Consider the following 14,594-nt stretch of genomic DNA (forward strand, 5'->3'; position numbering starts at 1 on the left):
ATTGGTAACTGTAAAGGCGAGGCACAGAGCGGTTCCATTAATGATAAGGAGTGATTCAGGTAATGAGCGAAATGTTTTGTTTCCAGTGTCAGGAGGCAGCTAAGGGGACCGGTTGTACGATTCAGGGGGTATGCGGCAAGACCAGTGAGGTAGCGAATCTGCAGGATCTTCTGGTGTATACACTCAAGGGTATTGCCATCTTCGCGCGCAGCGGGCGTGAGCTGGGGATTACCGATCCGGTGACGGAGAAATTCATTATAGAGAGCTTGTTCGCTACGATTACCAATGCCAACTTCGTGCCGGAATACTTCACGGCGAAGATCCGGGAAGGACTGGCCCTGCGGGATCTGTGGCGCAGCAGAGTGGCTGATGCCGGAGTGATGGCCTATTTGTCGGAGCATGACGCGGCGAACTGGAGTGCGGTGACCGATGAGGAGCTGATGGACAAGGCGGTAACGGTGGGTGTGCTTGCTACAGAGCATGAGGATATCCGTTCCCTGCGCGAGCTGCTGACCTACGGTCTGAAGGGAATGGCTGCTTACATGGAGCATGCTGCGGTACTGGGCTTCTATGAAGCAGGAGCACATGCTTTTATGGAAAAAGGCTTGGCAGCTGCGCTGGATAACAATCTGAGCGGCGGTGAGCTGACGGCTCTGGTGCTGGAATGCGGCAAGTTCGGCGTGGATGTGATGGCGCTGCTGGACCGGGCCAACACCGCAGCCTACGGTAATCCGGAGATTACCAAAGTCAATATTGGAGTAGGCACGAACCCCGGTATTCTGATCAGCGGTCATGACCTCAAGGACATGGAAGCGCTGCTGAGGCAGACCGAGGGAACTGGGGTGGATGTATATACGCACAGTGAGATGCTGCCGGCCCACTACTATCCGGCCTTCAAGAAATATAGCCACTTCGTAGGCAACTACGGTAATGCATGGTGGAAGCAGAATGAGGAATTTGCCAGCTTCAACGGTCCGATTCTGATGACCACGAACTGCATCGTGCCGCCGAAGGACAGCTACAAAGACAGGTTGTACACGACAGGCAACACCGGTTATCCGGGAGTTCAGCATATCGCGGCAGGCACTGACGGTGAGAAGGATTTCTCAGCTCTGATCGAGCAGGCTAAGAGCTGCAGTGCTCCGGTAGAGATTGAGACCGGAGAGATTGTCGGCGGCTTCGCCCATGCGGCTGTAATGAATGTGGCGGATCAGGTGGTTGGAGCGGTAGAGAGCGGCGCTATCAAGCAATTCTTCGTCATGGCCGGCTGCGATGGACGGATGAAGAGCCGGAATTATTACACCGACTTCGCAGCAGAGCTGCCTAGTGACACGGTGATCCTGACCGCAGGCTGTGCCAAATACAAATATAACAAGCTGGCGCTTGGTGATATCGGCGGAATTCCGCGCGTGCTTGATGCCGGCCAGTGCAATGACTCCTATTCTCTTGTGGTCATAGCGCTTAAGCTGAAGGAAGTCTTCGGTCTGGCGGATATCAATGATCTTCCGATCTCCTATAACATTGCCTGGTATGAGCAAAAAGCGGTGATCGTCCTGCTGGCGCTGCTGCATCTGGGTGTGAAGAACATTCATCTGGGCCCTACGCTTCCGGCCTTCCTGTCGCCTAATGTAGCCAAGGTTCTGGTAGATACCTTCGGTATCGGCGGTATTACTACCGTGCAGGAAGACATGGAGCGGTTCATCGCTGCGGTATAATACTAATTCAATATGAGCCAAAAAACACAAAAACGAGTCTCCGTATCTGTATACGGGGGCTCGCTTTGTGTGTGTATAGATATGAACGTCACCGTCAGTAGTAGTACTTAACAAGAATCCCGCACAAGCAGCTTGCCGCCGGACTCCAGGCGGCTGCCCTGCGACTGGGCAAGATTAATCACTGCATGCTCCTCCTGGAGCAGTTCAATCTCTTCGCCCAGCTTGAGGAGCAGCCTGGAGAAGCTGCTTAGGACACTATCCGTAATATATCCGGTGAATTGCCCCGGGTGGGTGAACACCTCAAGCATGTGCCGGAGCGGGTCTGTGCCTGAGCCGAACTCTCCGTTCATACGGCTCAGGGCAGCTTCAAGATCGCGGATCAGGCTATCGAGGTGGTTGTATTTATCCTCCAGCAGCAGCATGACCACCAGTCCGTAATTCACCGACTGCTGCCGGGACTCTACGTTCTTGGCAAGCTGGCGTGCCGCCTCGCGCAGTCCGTCCACTTCTATACGCAGCAGTCCTGCGAGGCTGTGCAGACGATGCTGCTGTACCCCGGCATATCCGGCGTACAGGCCGCTGCCGGTGACCTGGCCGCTAACATAAATACTGCCGGTCGCTATAATCGTAGATTGGCGGATATCGCCATAGACGTACACATTTCCCAGGGCTTCGATCCGTACAGATCCTTCCAGATCTCCCGGTACAATAATGTCGCCTGCGAACATAACGTCGCCCGCAGGCTCAGTCATCTCTCTGGTCAGCAGACAGACCGGAGGGAAGTCGCAGATCCGGACGCTGCCGCTTCCTCCGCAGATGCGGGGTCTGCCTGTGCGGTTGGCTACGATATTACCGCAGGGAAGGAGCTTGGCGTGATTACCGGCAGCGAAGTAGATATCCTGCGGCGGGGGAGGGGGCAGGACCCTTCCGTCTGTGCCGAGGCCGGGAATGCCTTCCTCCGGCGGCAGCTTGCGGGCGAAGACTTCACCTGCATAGGTGAAGGGGGCTCCCGGGAAACGGAGATACTCCAAGGGTTCCGCGGGCTTCTGAGCGGGGGCTTCCTGCCCCCCAAGCATTCTGTTCCCCTCCAGTGTATGCTCCGGCAGCTGGAATTCCAGCCGGGCCTCCTTGCCGGGCAGCGGGGCTCTTCCTTCAGCGATACATACGGGAAGATATGTAGGATTCGTAAGCTCCGCGTACAGGGCGGAAATGTTCAGGCTCTGCAGAATGAAACGGTTGTCCAGTGAGGAAATAATCTGTTCTATGGTGAGCGTGGACAGCAGCACCGCCGGGTTGGGCTGGGCACGGACGACCGTCTCGAAGGCGGCGGGACAGTTGACCAGATTCCAGGCGTACTTCTCTGCACGATATAAAGTGAAGTGGACCTTGAGCTTGTCAGGCGATACGGTGATTTCATACTGCGGCTTCTCGCAGATCTCCCAGGTAATATAATCTGCCTTGGTCACCTCAGTTGGCTCTGTAACGGTCTTCCAGTTGATCTTCAGGACAACAGGGTGGATCGCAGAAATACGGGCGGGAGCGCCTCCGGGGAGCGGGGGAGTAATGAATATCTGGTTGTCCTGCACGAGGATAATTCCATTCTTATCTCCAGTTGTCCCGTCAGAAGCTCGGCCCTCCACAGAGAATGAATCCAGGAGACCTTTACGTTCAAGCATCAGGGACTCTACGAATTCATATCGGCTTGGTTCGATATCCTGCTGCGGCATGGTTGTAACCTCACTTTTTCGTATGATCAATGGCAATTCGTACAGAAAAAGAACATCATCAAGCCCGGAAGTCTTATCTTCCTCCTGAACAGCTGGCTTAAGTGGTCTCTATTGGCAGCCTGGCAACCGTAAACGCGGATTCCGGCGTTCTTAGGCCCATAGCTTTGCGTCCTGCCCTTTCGGGGAGTTTGCCTTTAGAAATAGATCAATGATATACATCCTGTAGAGGCGATGAATTGTGATCGACTGCAATCGACAAAAAGAATCATAAATAGTTCTTATGCGTCATTAACTTCTGCAAACAAGCTTAATTCTAGTACTTAAAGAGCTATTTTTCAACTATATTATGCCTATTTATCAAAAAACTCGAAATATGCAGCTCTATTTCGACAAAAAAACTGGTTTCCCAGCGCTTACAGCTTATGGAAGGGGAATAGGAGAGGGATTGTGGGTATTCAACGGTTGGGACATCCTGGGCTTAGCAAAACCCGGAGTGTTCCTTTTTAATAAGCAGTATTGCGAGTGAATATGTTATGTATGTGTTAGTTATGTGAATTAACACAAACATTCAATGCATTATTTCGTAATAAAACCGAAGACATCCCAAATTCATTGTAATATAATCTAACTCATACCAAGGAAACGCGAATTAATGTTAACAAATATAACGTTAATAGAGATGACGGCATCAGGAGAGGAGCATAAACCATGCAAATTGCAGCAACACCTTACATCTGGCCTTATGACGGGGCGTTGGACCCGGCGAAGACAGCGCTGATGATTATCGACATGCAGACGGATTTTTGCGGCAAGGGCGGTTACGTCGAGAGAATGGGCTATGACCTCTCATTAACAGCGCGGGCGATTCAGCCCATTCAGCGCCTGCTGGCCCGTATCCGGGACATCGAAGGGTTCACCGTGATTCATACCCGCGAGGGGCATAAGCCGGATCTGTCGGATCTGCCGGCGAACAAGCGGTGGCGAAGCCGCCAGATCGGGGCTGAGATCGGCTCCGATGGACCGGCGGGACGAATCCTCGTACGGGGGGAACGCGGCTGGCAGATCATCGAGGAGCTGGCGCCTATTGCCGGAGAGTACATTATAGACAAGCCGGGCAAAGGCAGCTTTTATGCAACGGACCTGGACCTGATCTTGAAGAATAAAGGAATTACCCATCTGATTCTGACTGGAATTACTACGGATGTCTGTGTACACACCACGATGCGGGAGGCCAATGACCGGGGGTACGAGTGTCTGATTCTTGCAGATTGTACAGGAGCGACGGATGAAGCGAATCACCTGGCGGCACTGAGTATGGTTCAAATGCAGGGCGGGGTGTTCGGCAGTGTAAGTGATTCACAAGCGGTGCTGAAGGCGCTGGAGCAATACTAAATCATTCATAAACGGGGGAATTACCATGTGGAACAAGTCCAGAACGAAGGCGCTGATGCTGTTAACCTCGCTAATGCTGCTCCTGACCGCCTGCGGTAACCATACGGAAGCCGGGAAGGCCGAAGGACAAGGAGCGGAAGGCTCGGGCGAGCTGAAAAAGGTGGTGCTCCGGCTGAAATGGATTCACCAGGCGCAGTTTGCCGGCTTTTATACCGCAGTGGAAAAAGGCTTCTATAAAGAAGCGGGGCTGGATGTTGAGATCCGCCCGGGGGGCTCGGATTTCCCGGCTGTGCAGATGGTAGCTTCCGGCAGTGAGGAGTTCGGGGTTACCGGTGCCGACCAGGTCGTCATTGCCAGAGAAAAGGGCGTCCCGGTCAAAGCGTTGTCCGCAATCTACCGCAAAACCCCGTTCGTCATGTTCGCACTCAAAGAGTCGGGGATCAAGACAATGGAGGATCTTACCGGGCAAAAGGTGGGCATCAAGCTGGGCGGCAACGAAGAGCTGACCTTCCGTGCCATGGAGAAAAGCGCAGGCATTGACCCTTCGCAAATCGAAGAGATGCCGGTCAAATATGATCTGAGTCCGCTGTTAACCGGTCAGGTCAAGGCTTGGCCCGGATATGTCATTAATGAAGTGCTGGCTGTAGAGGAGCAGGGCAAGGAAGTGAATATTATCGATCCAAACGACTATGGCATCAATTTCTATGCCGATACCTTGTTCACCACGGAGTCTGTTATTAAGAAGGACCCGGAGATGGTCGCAAGCTTCGTGCAGGCCTCTATGCAGGGCTGGGATTATGCGGTCAAGCATCCGGAGGAGGCGGCAGAATTCGGTCTTAAGTATGGCGAGAAGCTGGATTTGAAGCATGAGGTCAATATGATGAAGGCCAGCATTCCGCTGCTTGATCCGGAGAAGCTCCCGCTGGGCTCGATGGACGAGGCATCTTGGGAGACACTGCAGAAGAATCTGGTCGAGCTGGGCTTTGTGAAAAATGAACAGGACATAGGCGGACTGTTCACCAACGAGTTTTTGAAATAAGGAGGGGCCTGATAATGACAACAGCGATCAAAGAACAGCTGGAGGCTGCCGCCGTGCAGCATCCCGGTACCCGGGAAACGATGCTCTCCCTGCGCAATTGCTCTCTGTCCTTCGGCAACGTGCCTGTGCTTAATCAGGTCAGCCTTGACGTATACCGCAATGAGTTCATTTCAATTCTTGGACCAAGCGGCTGCGGGAAATCTACAACACTCCGGCTAATGCTGCGATTGTTAAGTCCGGAGGCCGGTGGAGAGGTGGCGTATGCCTCCCCGGATCTGTCCCTGGGCATGGTCTTCCAGAAGCCGGTCCTGATGCCGTGGCTTAGTGCGCTACAGAATGTAATGCTGCCGCTTGAGCTGGGCGAGAAGAAGAAATTCAGCAAGGCCGAGGCACGCGAAAAAGCAGAAAGTGCCCTGTGTCTGGTCGGCCTCCAGGATTATCTGAACCACTTCCCGCATCAGCTCAGCGGAGGGATGCAGCAGCGGGCAGCGATTGCCCGGGCTCTGGCAGCCGATCCGACAGTGCTGCTGATGGATGAACCGTTCGGCGCGTTGGATGAGCTGACGCGTGAGAAGCTGAATTTCGAGCTGCTGCGGCTATGGGAGAGCCCGGAGACCAGTCTAAGCAGCATTGTGATGGTTACCCATTCGATCCATGAATCCGCGCTGCTGTCGGACCGGGTCGTGATGATGTCTCCCCGGCCTGCCGGTGTGACGGATATTATTCCGGTGACGCTGCCCTCCCCGCGTGAAGCGGGCATGGAAGAGCTGCCGGAATTCCACCGGATTGTCAAGGAACTGAGAAAGCGGGTGAAGCATCTATGACGGTCAAAATCAAAGACACCCTGTACCCGGTCACGTTTGCGCTCGGCTTCCTGCTGCTGTGGGAGCTGGCTGTACGTCTCCTGTCGGTTCCTATGTATCTGCTGCCTGCACCTACGCAGGTAGTCTCGGCCATTAATGGCTCGCTCTGGTCGCATACGCTGGTTACGCTGGGCGAAGCCCTGACCGGCTTCATTCTTGCCAATATCCTCGGACTGGCTACCGCTGTGATTTTTGTTCATTCCAAGCCGATCGAGAAGGGGATGTTCCCGCTGGCCATCGCTCTTAAGACTACACCGCTGGTGGCGCTGGCCCCGCTGCTGGTCGTTTGGCTGGGGACCGGATATACCTCGAAGGTCATCGCTTCGATGCTGATCTGCTTTTTCCCGATTCTGGTGAACAGTGTTAAGGGTCTTAAGGCGATTGAATACGAAGCCTGGGAGCTGTTTTCCACCTACAAAGGGACGAAGAGTGAAATCTTCTGGAAGCTGCGCCTGCCGACGAGTCTGCCTTATATCTTCTCTGCCCTGAAAATCTCCACCTCACTCGCGATAGTCGGTGCCATAGTCGGCGAATTTGTCGGAGCGAATAAGGGACTGGGTTATGTAGTACTGGTCTCTTCCTATCATATGGATACGCCGGTGATGTTCTCGGCTATTATTGCTTCAGCGCTGTGCGGCCTGCTGCTGTTCTGGTGTATCGGGCTGCTGGAGAAACGGGTTATTTTCTGGACAAGGAGCGATGATCTATGATGAACTGCTCGGTTATCAGAATCCCTGCAGGCGCGCCGCATGATATGTCGGGCCTTGAGGCAGCGGTGGAAGCAGGCCTGTTCCGGCCGGAGGAAGTGGTTGCGGTGCTGGGGAAGACGGAGGGCAACGGCTGTGTGAATGATTTTACGCGGGGGTATGCGGTTATGGCCCTCAAGGGATTCTTTGCTGAAGCGGCAAAAGGAGGAGCTGCCGGCATCTCTTATGTGATGTCCGGCGGTACGGAAGGGGTGCTTAGCCCCCACTTCACAGTTATCAGCCGCAGCGGACGGGGGGAGCCGGGGGTGGCCGCTGATGGCCTGAAGTCGCTCGCCATTGGTGTGGCAAGAACCCGGAGCTTCCGGCCGGAGGAGCTGGGACGGCTCCCTCAGGTAGATGCCGTTGCAGATGCCGTGGCCCGTGCGGTTATGGATGCGGGCATCACCTCACCGGATGATGTGCATTTTGTGCAGATCAAGTGTCCGCTGCTTACCGCTGAACAGATCTATGAGGCGCACAGCCGTGAGGTATCGCTCATCACAGAGGATACTTATAAATCGATGGGCTATTCCAGAGGAGCTTCTGCACTGGGTGCCGGGGTAGCGCTGGGTGAGGTGGACCGTGCGGCCTTACAGGAAGGCGATATCTGCACCGATTGGACTCAATTCAGCGCAGTAGCCTCCACTTCAGCGGGCAGTGAGCTGTCCTGCTGTGAGGTCATTGTATTCGGGAATTCACTGTCTGCGGACGGCCCGTACCACATCGACCATGCCCTGATGCAGGATGCTGTGGATGGCGCTGCGCTTCAGGGCCTGCTGGACCGGTATCCCGGTGAAGAGCTGGTGCAGGTGCTGGCCAAGGCGGAAGCCGATCCCGATGGCGTCATCCGCGGACGCCGCCATATCATGCTGGATGATTCCGATATCAATCATACCCGTCATGCGCGGGCTGTAGTCGGCGGTGTGCTGGCCTATGTCGGCGGCGACCCGATGATCTACGTCTCCGGCGGAGGCGAGCATCAGGGACCGAAGGGCGGAGGGCCGGTGGCGGCTGTGTTCCGCCGGAGGTAGCAGAGCTATATAGATTGAACCGGAAATTTAAGTTGAAGGAAAAATTTTATCCATCATGGGGGATTCGAATATGCATACACAGGAAACGAAAGTGCTGACCGCAGCAGATATGACATGGGAGCTTATGCCGAATCACATAGAGCTGTATCACCGGGAGATTGTCTCGGCAAAGGAGGCGGACCGCCTGGGCATCCGCATGAGCTCGATTCTGTGGGAGAAGCTGGGGATCGGCGGTCAGGTCTTGCCGCATTATCATGATGTAGTCGAAATCATTCATATTACCGTAGGAGAGGTCAAGCTGCTATGTGACGGAGAGTGGTACAGCTACCGGGCCGGGGATACGTTCCACGTGCCTGCGGGCGTCGTTCATTCTGTCAGGAATACAGGGGATGCTCCTTCGGAGCAGATCAGTATCTTTGTGCCGGCGGAGGCGGAGGTGCCAACTAACAGCTTCTTCGGCACTACACTAATCGAGGATATCTATTCTTCCAAGCTATAGTAAAGGCGGCGGAGCTATGGGCAGCAATGTAATTACCGGTTTGACCTGCAGCGATATTCTGCTGATTCCCGACCTCAAGGAAGCGGCCCTGCTGGCCGGAGCCGGCGGCCTTGGGCGTTATATTAACCGGGTCAATGTCATGGAGGTTCCCGATGTCATTGACTGGGTCCGTCCGGGAGAGTTCCTGATTACGAGCGGCTTCCCCTTTCATAACCGGCCGGAGCTGCTCGCAGAGATTATTCCGCAGCTGAACCAGAAGGGAGTGTCCGCGCTCGGGATCAAAACCAAGCGTTATATCGATGAGATTCCGCCGCGCGCGCTGGAGCTGGCGGATCAGCTGGGCTTCCCGATCTTCGAGCTGCCCGCCTCCACCTCCTTCTCCGATGTGGTCCGCGACATTATGGAGCGGGTGCTGGTGCAAGAGGCACGGGAGCTCTCGCAGCTGCAGAGCCGGTTCCAGAAGCTGTCGAAGCAGCTTCTCCATGGCGACGGGATTGAGGATTTCCTGCTGACCCTGGACGGGATGCTGCATAATCCGGTCGTCCTGCTGGACGATACCGATCAGCTTTTCTGTTCTCCGCAGGCGGATGCGCTACAGCTGGAGGAGCAGCTTCCGGCCTGGATACAGCTTCGCCAGGAAGGCAGTCTCGGTATCACGTTCCTCACAGTAGGAGAACGGCGTATCCGCGCTTATGTCTCGGCCGTCAATGACAAGGGGGCAGACCAGTGTCTGCTGGTGCTGCTGGAGTGGAACAGCGAGCTGTCGGTGGTGGATCAGTTAACGATTGACCGGGTCGGAGTGCTGGTCGGGCTGGAGATGATCAATGCCGGGGCCCGCCGCGAGGTGGAGCTGAAGTATGTGGACCAGTTCCTGCAGGACTGGATTAGCGGCCGGATTGCGGCTGCCGAGGATCTGAAGCTGCGCGGCGCGGCCTGCGGCTGTCCGCTGCCGGAGCGCCCGCTGCGTGCTGTCACCGCCGGATGGCTGGAGGATAAGCCGGAGCTTAAGCAGCTGCAGCAGGTAGTGAAGCGGGTGCGTGCCCGGGCAGACCTCCAGCATGTGAAGCTCACCATCCTTGAAGGGGAACTGGTCCTGACTGTGCCGGAGCAGCCGGAGCTTCCGCTGGAGGAGACGCTGGGGCGTCTGCTGGCCGAGATGAACCGGGTGTTTGTCAGCGGGAGCTGCGCCTTCTGTATTGGCGATCTTGCGGACGGTCCCGATCAGGTGCGGTTCAGCTATGAATCCTCCCGCAAAATCGCCCGTATCCGCCAAATCAGCGGCTACAGCGGGTCTTATGTCGATTACCGGAAGCTTGGTGTCTTCCGGCTGCTGTACCATCTGCCCGAGCTGGAGGAAATCACGGAATACAGGGATCAGTATATTGCTCCGCTGCTGGAGTACGACCGCAAGCATAACGCTTCGCTGCTCCAGACGCTCCAGCTGTATTTCAAGTGCAACCGCAACGTGAAGCGGACCTCCGGGGAGCTGTTCACTCATTATAATACGGTCACCTACCGGATCGACCGGGCCTGTGAGCTGCTGGGACTCAGCCAGGATGACGGTGACGATATGCTGGAGCTGCAGCTCGCGCTGAAGCTGCATGAGATGAGCAAGGGCCGCAGGTCCGGCACCGATATGCAGAGAAGGAGATGAAGCCTGATGACAGCAACAACAGAATGGCCCGCCAAGCTGACTGCCGGTTGGCTGCGGGGGCAGTATTTGAACGGCACGCTGGACCCGGAGCGGGTCATCCGGGAGATCATCCGCCGCGCTGAGCGGGACAAGGACATGAACCTCTGGATTGAAGCGCCCGCGGAGGCGCAGATCGCTCCCTACCTGGCAGCGCTCAAAGAGCTGAATCCGCAGGAGCATCCCTTATGGGGCATTCCGTTTGCGGTGAAGGATAATATTGATGTGAAGAGCCTGCCCACTACGGCGGCATGTCCTGAATTCGCTTATCAGCCGGACACGGATGCAGCGGTGGTGGCGAGATTGGTGGCTGCGGGTGCGATCCCTGTCGGCAAAAGCAATCTGGACCAGTTCGCCACCGGACTCGTCGGTGTGCGCAGCCCTTACGGCGAGACGCACAATGCCCTGCGTCCGGAATACATCAGCGGCGGCTCGAGCGCCGGTTCGGCGGTTGCCGTAGCCCGGGGCCAGGCGGTGTTCAGCCTGGGCACCGATACCGCCGGCTCGGGCCGCGTGCCGGCTGCACTGAACGGGCTGGTCGGCTACAAGCCCAGCCTGGGCGCCTGGCCGGTGCGCGGCGTAGTCCCGGCGTGTGCCAGCCTGGATTGTGTCACCGTGTTCGCGCACAATCTGGAGGATGCGCTCGCGGTGGACCGCGCAGCACGCGGCTTCGATGCAGCCGATCCGTGGTCGCGTTCAGTAAAGCGGGGGGCTGCCGCTCTGCCCGGGAAGCTGCTGCTGCCGGAAGCGCCGCTGGACTTCTATGGACCCCATGCGGACGAATACCGCCGGGCCTGGGAACGGGCCGAAGCGGTGGTGCAGGCGCTGGGGCTGCCGGTTGAACGGGTGGACTGTACGCTGTTCTCTGAAGCGGCAGCCATCCTGTATGATGGCCCCTGGGTAGCTGAGCGCTGGGCGGATCTGGCCGGTTTCGTGGAGCGTCACCGTGAAGCTGTGCTGCCGGTGACAGAGTCGATCCTCTCTTCCGGGGCAGCGGAGCGCCACACCGCTTCAAGCCTGTTCCAGTCCATGCACTGCTTGCAGCAGTATAAGCGCGAGACGGAGCTGCTGCTGCGGGATGCGGTGCTGGTGCTGCCGACCTGCGGCGGAACCTGGACCCGGGAACAGGTGGCCGCGAACCCGGTAGGGGCCAACTCCGATATGGGCCGCTACACCAATCACTGCAACCTGCTAGACCTGTCGGCGGTGGCAATTCCCGCCGGGGAAGCGGCGGAGAACCTGCCGTTCGGCATTACACTGTTCGCGCTGGCGGACAGCGAGCATCTGCTGGCCGGAGCCGGAGCGCGGTTTCTGGCGCAGGGGAATTCAGCGGGTCGGGAGGCTGATGGTGGTGAGATTGCGGGGAGTTCTGCCGGGACCGGGGCTCAGCTTTTGGCAGAGCGCCAATCGCTAGAGTTGGAAGAGGAGTTAGGTGCTAGTGCTGCGGGTAGTGATGCAGGTGGTACTGCTGGGGCTGACGTTGGAAATGGTGCTAGTGCTGAAGCAGGAGCTGGAGCTGGAACTGGAGCAGGAGCAGGAGCAGGAGCAGGAGCAGGAGCAGGAGCAGGAGCAGGAGCAGGAGCTGGAGCTGGAGCTGTTGCTGGAGCTGTTGCTGGAGCTGCTACTGATGCCGATCTGCCAGTGTCCGGCATGGTTACACTTGCGGTCTGCGGGCTGCATATGCGCGGCTTCCCGCTGGAGAAGCAGATGCTGGAGCATGGTGCCCGCTTCTGGCAGGAAGCGCGGACCGCTGCCTGTTACGAGTTGGTCAAGCTCCCTACCGTGCCGGCGAAGCCTGGCCTGCTGAGACAGGCGGCAGGGGGAAGCGCAATCGAGCTGGAGCTGTGGCAGATGCCTGTGGAATCGCTGGGCGCATTCGCGACGCTTATCCCGGCTCCGCTGGGCCTGGGACGGGTAGCGCTTGCCGATGGCCGCGAAGTGACGGGCTTCATCTGCGAGGGCTATGCCGCCCCCGGAGCCGAGAATGTTACAGCCTACGGGGGCTGGAGATATCTTCCGGCTGAATAATATACCGCTTTCGGCGTTCAGCCCGAAGTGCGGCAATATACCAAGGTGATAATTGCTGATATTTGTGTACCCTTTCGCGCCATCGTTACACTTATAGTAATTAGTTGGATTTTGTCCACTTGCTGCTGAATGATTACCGCCTATGGGAACAGCAGATGGATAAACAGCACTTATTTTACCCGTTTTAAAAGGATACCATAGAATTCGGCGGATTAGATGTACTTTATCCAACTGCTTCAGTCCAATCGGTTGATTCGGCTGATTTAAGTGTCATTTTTCCAACTGTACTTTACGTGCTGACGCCTGTGTATGCCACAGGCTACTCAAGTGAACCAAGCTAACCAAGCTAACCAAGCCACCATACCATCCACGCCATCCGCGCGCACTATCCTACCAGCAAGGTAACTCAACTGCAACGCTCTGCATCAAGACGGTAAATGTTCCGGCGAGGAGCTGGAGAGACGGGTAGGTGCAGGACGACCCAGCCAGGTGCAGGACTACCCGGACACAACAAAAAAAGGACCCTTCCAAGCTTATAGCTTGTGGAAGAGTCCTTTTTGTATGAATTGAATGGCGCGTGCAGGCTGTGCCTTGACATGCTGTGGTGCGGTGGAAAGGGCCGCGTAATCGGCGCGTTCAATCTCTTCAAGAATCCGGTTCAGGTGGGAGAATACCGCACCGAGATCACGGAAGGCCGCCAGCGGGCACTGATCCTGCAGCTGCGAGAACCAGGCGAGCTGCACATCGCGGGCTCTTCTCAGACTCTCCTGAAGTGAACGTCCGCTGCATTCGGCATCCGATAGCGTCCGTGTGCCGTACAGGGCGATACAGTCTGCCGTTGCGGTTACAACCTCCAGCATCCAATCAGCGGCGGCATAATGGGCCGGCAGCAGGGCGATCTCTTCGCTTATGGCTTTGACATAGGAGTGAACCTTGATGAGATGGGTGGTCGACTGTGTCAGCTTGCCAATGTCCTTGCGGCACTGGTAATGAGACAGCGTGTAATGCATCTCCTTCTGCAGCCGGTCGCTCTTCTTCAGCAGCTCGCCGGAGCGCTCAAGAGCAGCCTGGGCCTGTGCAGCATCACGGCCGCTTGCAGCGAATCCGGTTAAAGCATCGGATAAGGTCAGGCTGCCCTTCAGCGCCAGGTCCTTGACCTTGACGAAGCTCTTGGGCGGCACGATAATCATATTGATGATCAGGGCAATCAGCACGCCGATCAGCGTCTCGGCGACTCTCCAGACGATATACCCCTCATGATAGAAGGTGAGTGCAAGCACCGAGGTGACACCGACCTGGGAGACGGCCTGGATATTAATCCGGCAGGCGGTAGCCACCCCAATGCCAATCAGCAGCATCAGCAGAATCGACAGCGCGCCCACATCGAAGAACTTGCCTACGATCAGGCTGACGATGCCGCCAAGGACCACACCGGTCATGCGGTAGACGCCTTTTTCAAGGGAGGCCTTGACACTGCTCTGGGTAATCAGAATCGCCGCCAGCGGTGCGAAGTACAGGTAATGGTCCCCGTAGATAATGTGCACGGCCAGCCACGAGAGCGAAGCGGCGAGCGTAATCCGTATCATATATAAGGATAATCCGAACTTTTCAAGGCGCTCCTGTAAGCCCTCGTTCATGGTTGTCATCTTCTTTCATGTAAATAGGAAAAATTTTATGGTTTTCATCCGTTTTCATTATAGCACCTCAAAACAGGCCGGAGGCGGGCAAGATTTTACGAACTTGTTAAGTTTTTGTGCGTGATTTCACAATGTAAGCTATCGCATATATTGCAGGATTCCTTTATGCTATATATATTGAAGTCTGTCGAACGAGGGCAGGAATTGTCGCTTATCCGTGCTGGGCA

Annotated in this window: 11 protein-coding genes and 1 riboswitch; of the genes, 9 read left to right on the plus strand and 2 right to left on the minus strand. The window is 56.3% G+C overall.

Annotated features, from left to right (window positions below):
• Positions 1 to 62: 62 nt before the first annotated feature.
• Positions 63 to 1,715 carry a hydroxylamine reductase gene (gene hcp / locus NSU18_RS21410; RefSeq protein ID WP_341150009.1) on the plus strand — a complete coding sequence of 551 codons (1,653 nt, stop codon included), beginning with the start codon at positions 63 to 65 and terminating at the stop codon, positions 1,713 to 1,715.
• A gap of 107 nt (positions 1,716 to 1,822) precedes the next feature.
• Here the strand turns inward: hcp and NSU18_RS21415 are convergent, their stop codons facing one another.
• Positions 1,823 to 3,472 (minus strand): flagellar assembly protein A, encoded by a 1,650-nt coding sequence (locus tag NSU18_RS21415; protein ID WP_341015966.1) that lies wholly within the window; start codon positions 3,470 to 3,472, stop codon positions 1,823 to 1,825.
• An 80-nt stretch (positions 3,473 to 3,552) separates the two neighbouring features.
• Positions 3,553 to 3,645: riboswitch (cyclic di-GMP riboswitch) on the minus strand.
• A gap of 505 nt (positions 3,646 to 4,150) precedes the next feature.
• On the opposite strand from NSU18_RS21415, the gene biuH reads away from it, so the two are divergent.
• The 8 genes from biuH to NSU18_RS21455 all read left to right on the plus strand — a co-directional run bounded on the left by biuH (position 4,151) and on the right by NSU18_RS21455 (position 12,730).
• A complete protein-coding gene (gene biuH, locus NSU18_RS21420) occupies positions 4,151 to 4,834 on the plus strand; it encodes a biuret amidohydrolase (protein ID WP_341015967.1) in 684 nt (227 codons plus the stop codon).
• A gap of 25 nt (positions 4,835 to 4,859) precedes the next feature.
• Positions 4,860 to 5,873, plus strand: a complete 1,014-nt coding sequence (locus NSU18_RS21425; protein WP_341150010.1) for an ABC transporter substrate-binding protein — start codon at positions 4,860 to 4,862, stop codon at positions 5,871 to 5,873.
• A gap of 14 nt (positions 5,874 to 5,887) precedes the next feature.
• Positions 5,888 to 6,697 (plus strand): ABC transporter ATP-binding protein, encoded by an 810-nt coding sequence (locus NSU18_RS21430; RefSeq protein WP_341015970.1) that lies wholly within the window; start codon positions 5,888 to 5,890, stop codon positions 6,695 to 6,697.
• Positions 6,694 to 7,446: an ABC transporter permease gene (locus NSU18_RS21435; protein WP_036728133.1), complete on the plus strand. Its 753-nt coding sequence runs from the start codon at positions 6,694 to 6,696 to the stop codon at positions 7,444 to 7,446. Before NSU18_RS21430 ends, NSU18_RS21435 begins: the two co-directional genes overlap by 4 nt.
• Positions 7,443 to 8,513, plus strand: coding sequence for a ring-opening amidohydrolase (locus NSU18_RS21440; protein WP_341150011.1), 1,071 nt, complete (start codon positions 7,443 to 7,445; stop codon positions 8,511 to 8,513). Before NSU18_RS21435 ends, NSU18_RS21440 begins: the two co-directional genes overlap by 4 nt.
• 70 nt (positions 8,514 to 8,583) lie before the next feature.
• Positions 8,584 to 9,012 (plus strand): cupin domain-containing protein, encoded by a 429-nt coding sequence (locus tag NSU18_RS21445; RefSeq protein ID WP_341015973.1) that lies wholly within the window; start codon positions 8,584 to 8,586, stop codon positions 9,010 to 9,012.
• Between the two features lie 16 nt (positions 9,013 to 9,028).
• Positions 9,029 to 10,666, plus strand: coding sequence for a PucR family transcriptional regulator (locus NSU18_RS21450; protein WP_341150012.1), 1,638 nt, complete (start codon positions 9,029 to 9,031; stop codon positions 10,664 to 10,666).
• Between the two features lie 6 nt (positions 10,667 to 10,672).
• A complete protein-coding gene (locus NSU18_RS21455) occupies positions 10,673 to 12,730 on the plus strand; it encodes an allophanate hydrolase (RefSeq protein ID WP_341150013.1) in 2,058 nt (685 codons plus the stop codon).
• Positions 12,731 to 13,263: 533 nt separating this feature from the next.
• Here the strand turns inward: NSU18_RS21455 and NSU18_RS21460 are convergent.
• Positions 13,264 to 14,376 carry an FUSC family protein gene (locus NSU18_RS21460; protein ID WP_341015977.1) on the minus strand — a complete coding sequence of 371 codons (1,113 nt, stop codon included), beginning with the start codon at positions 14,374 to 14,376 and terminating at the stop codon, positions 13,264 to 13,266.
• Between the last annotated feature and the right edge of the window lie 218 nt (positions 14,377 to 14,594).

The organism is Paenibacillus sp. FSL H8-0048, assembly GCF_038002825.1.
Lineage (GTDB): Bacteria > Bacillota > Bacilli > Paenibacillales > Paenibacillaceae > Paenibacillus_AQ.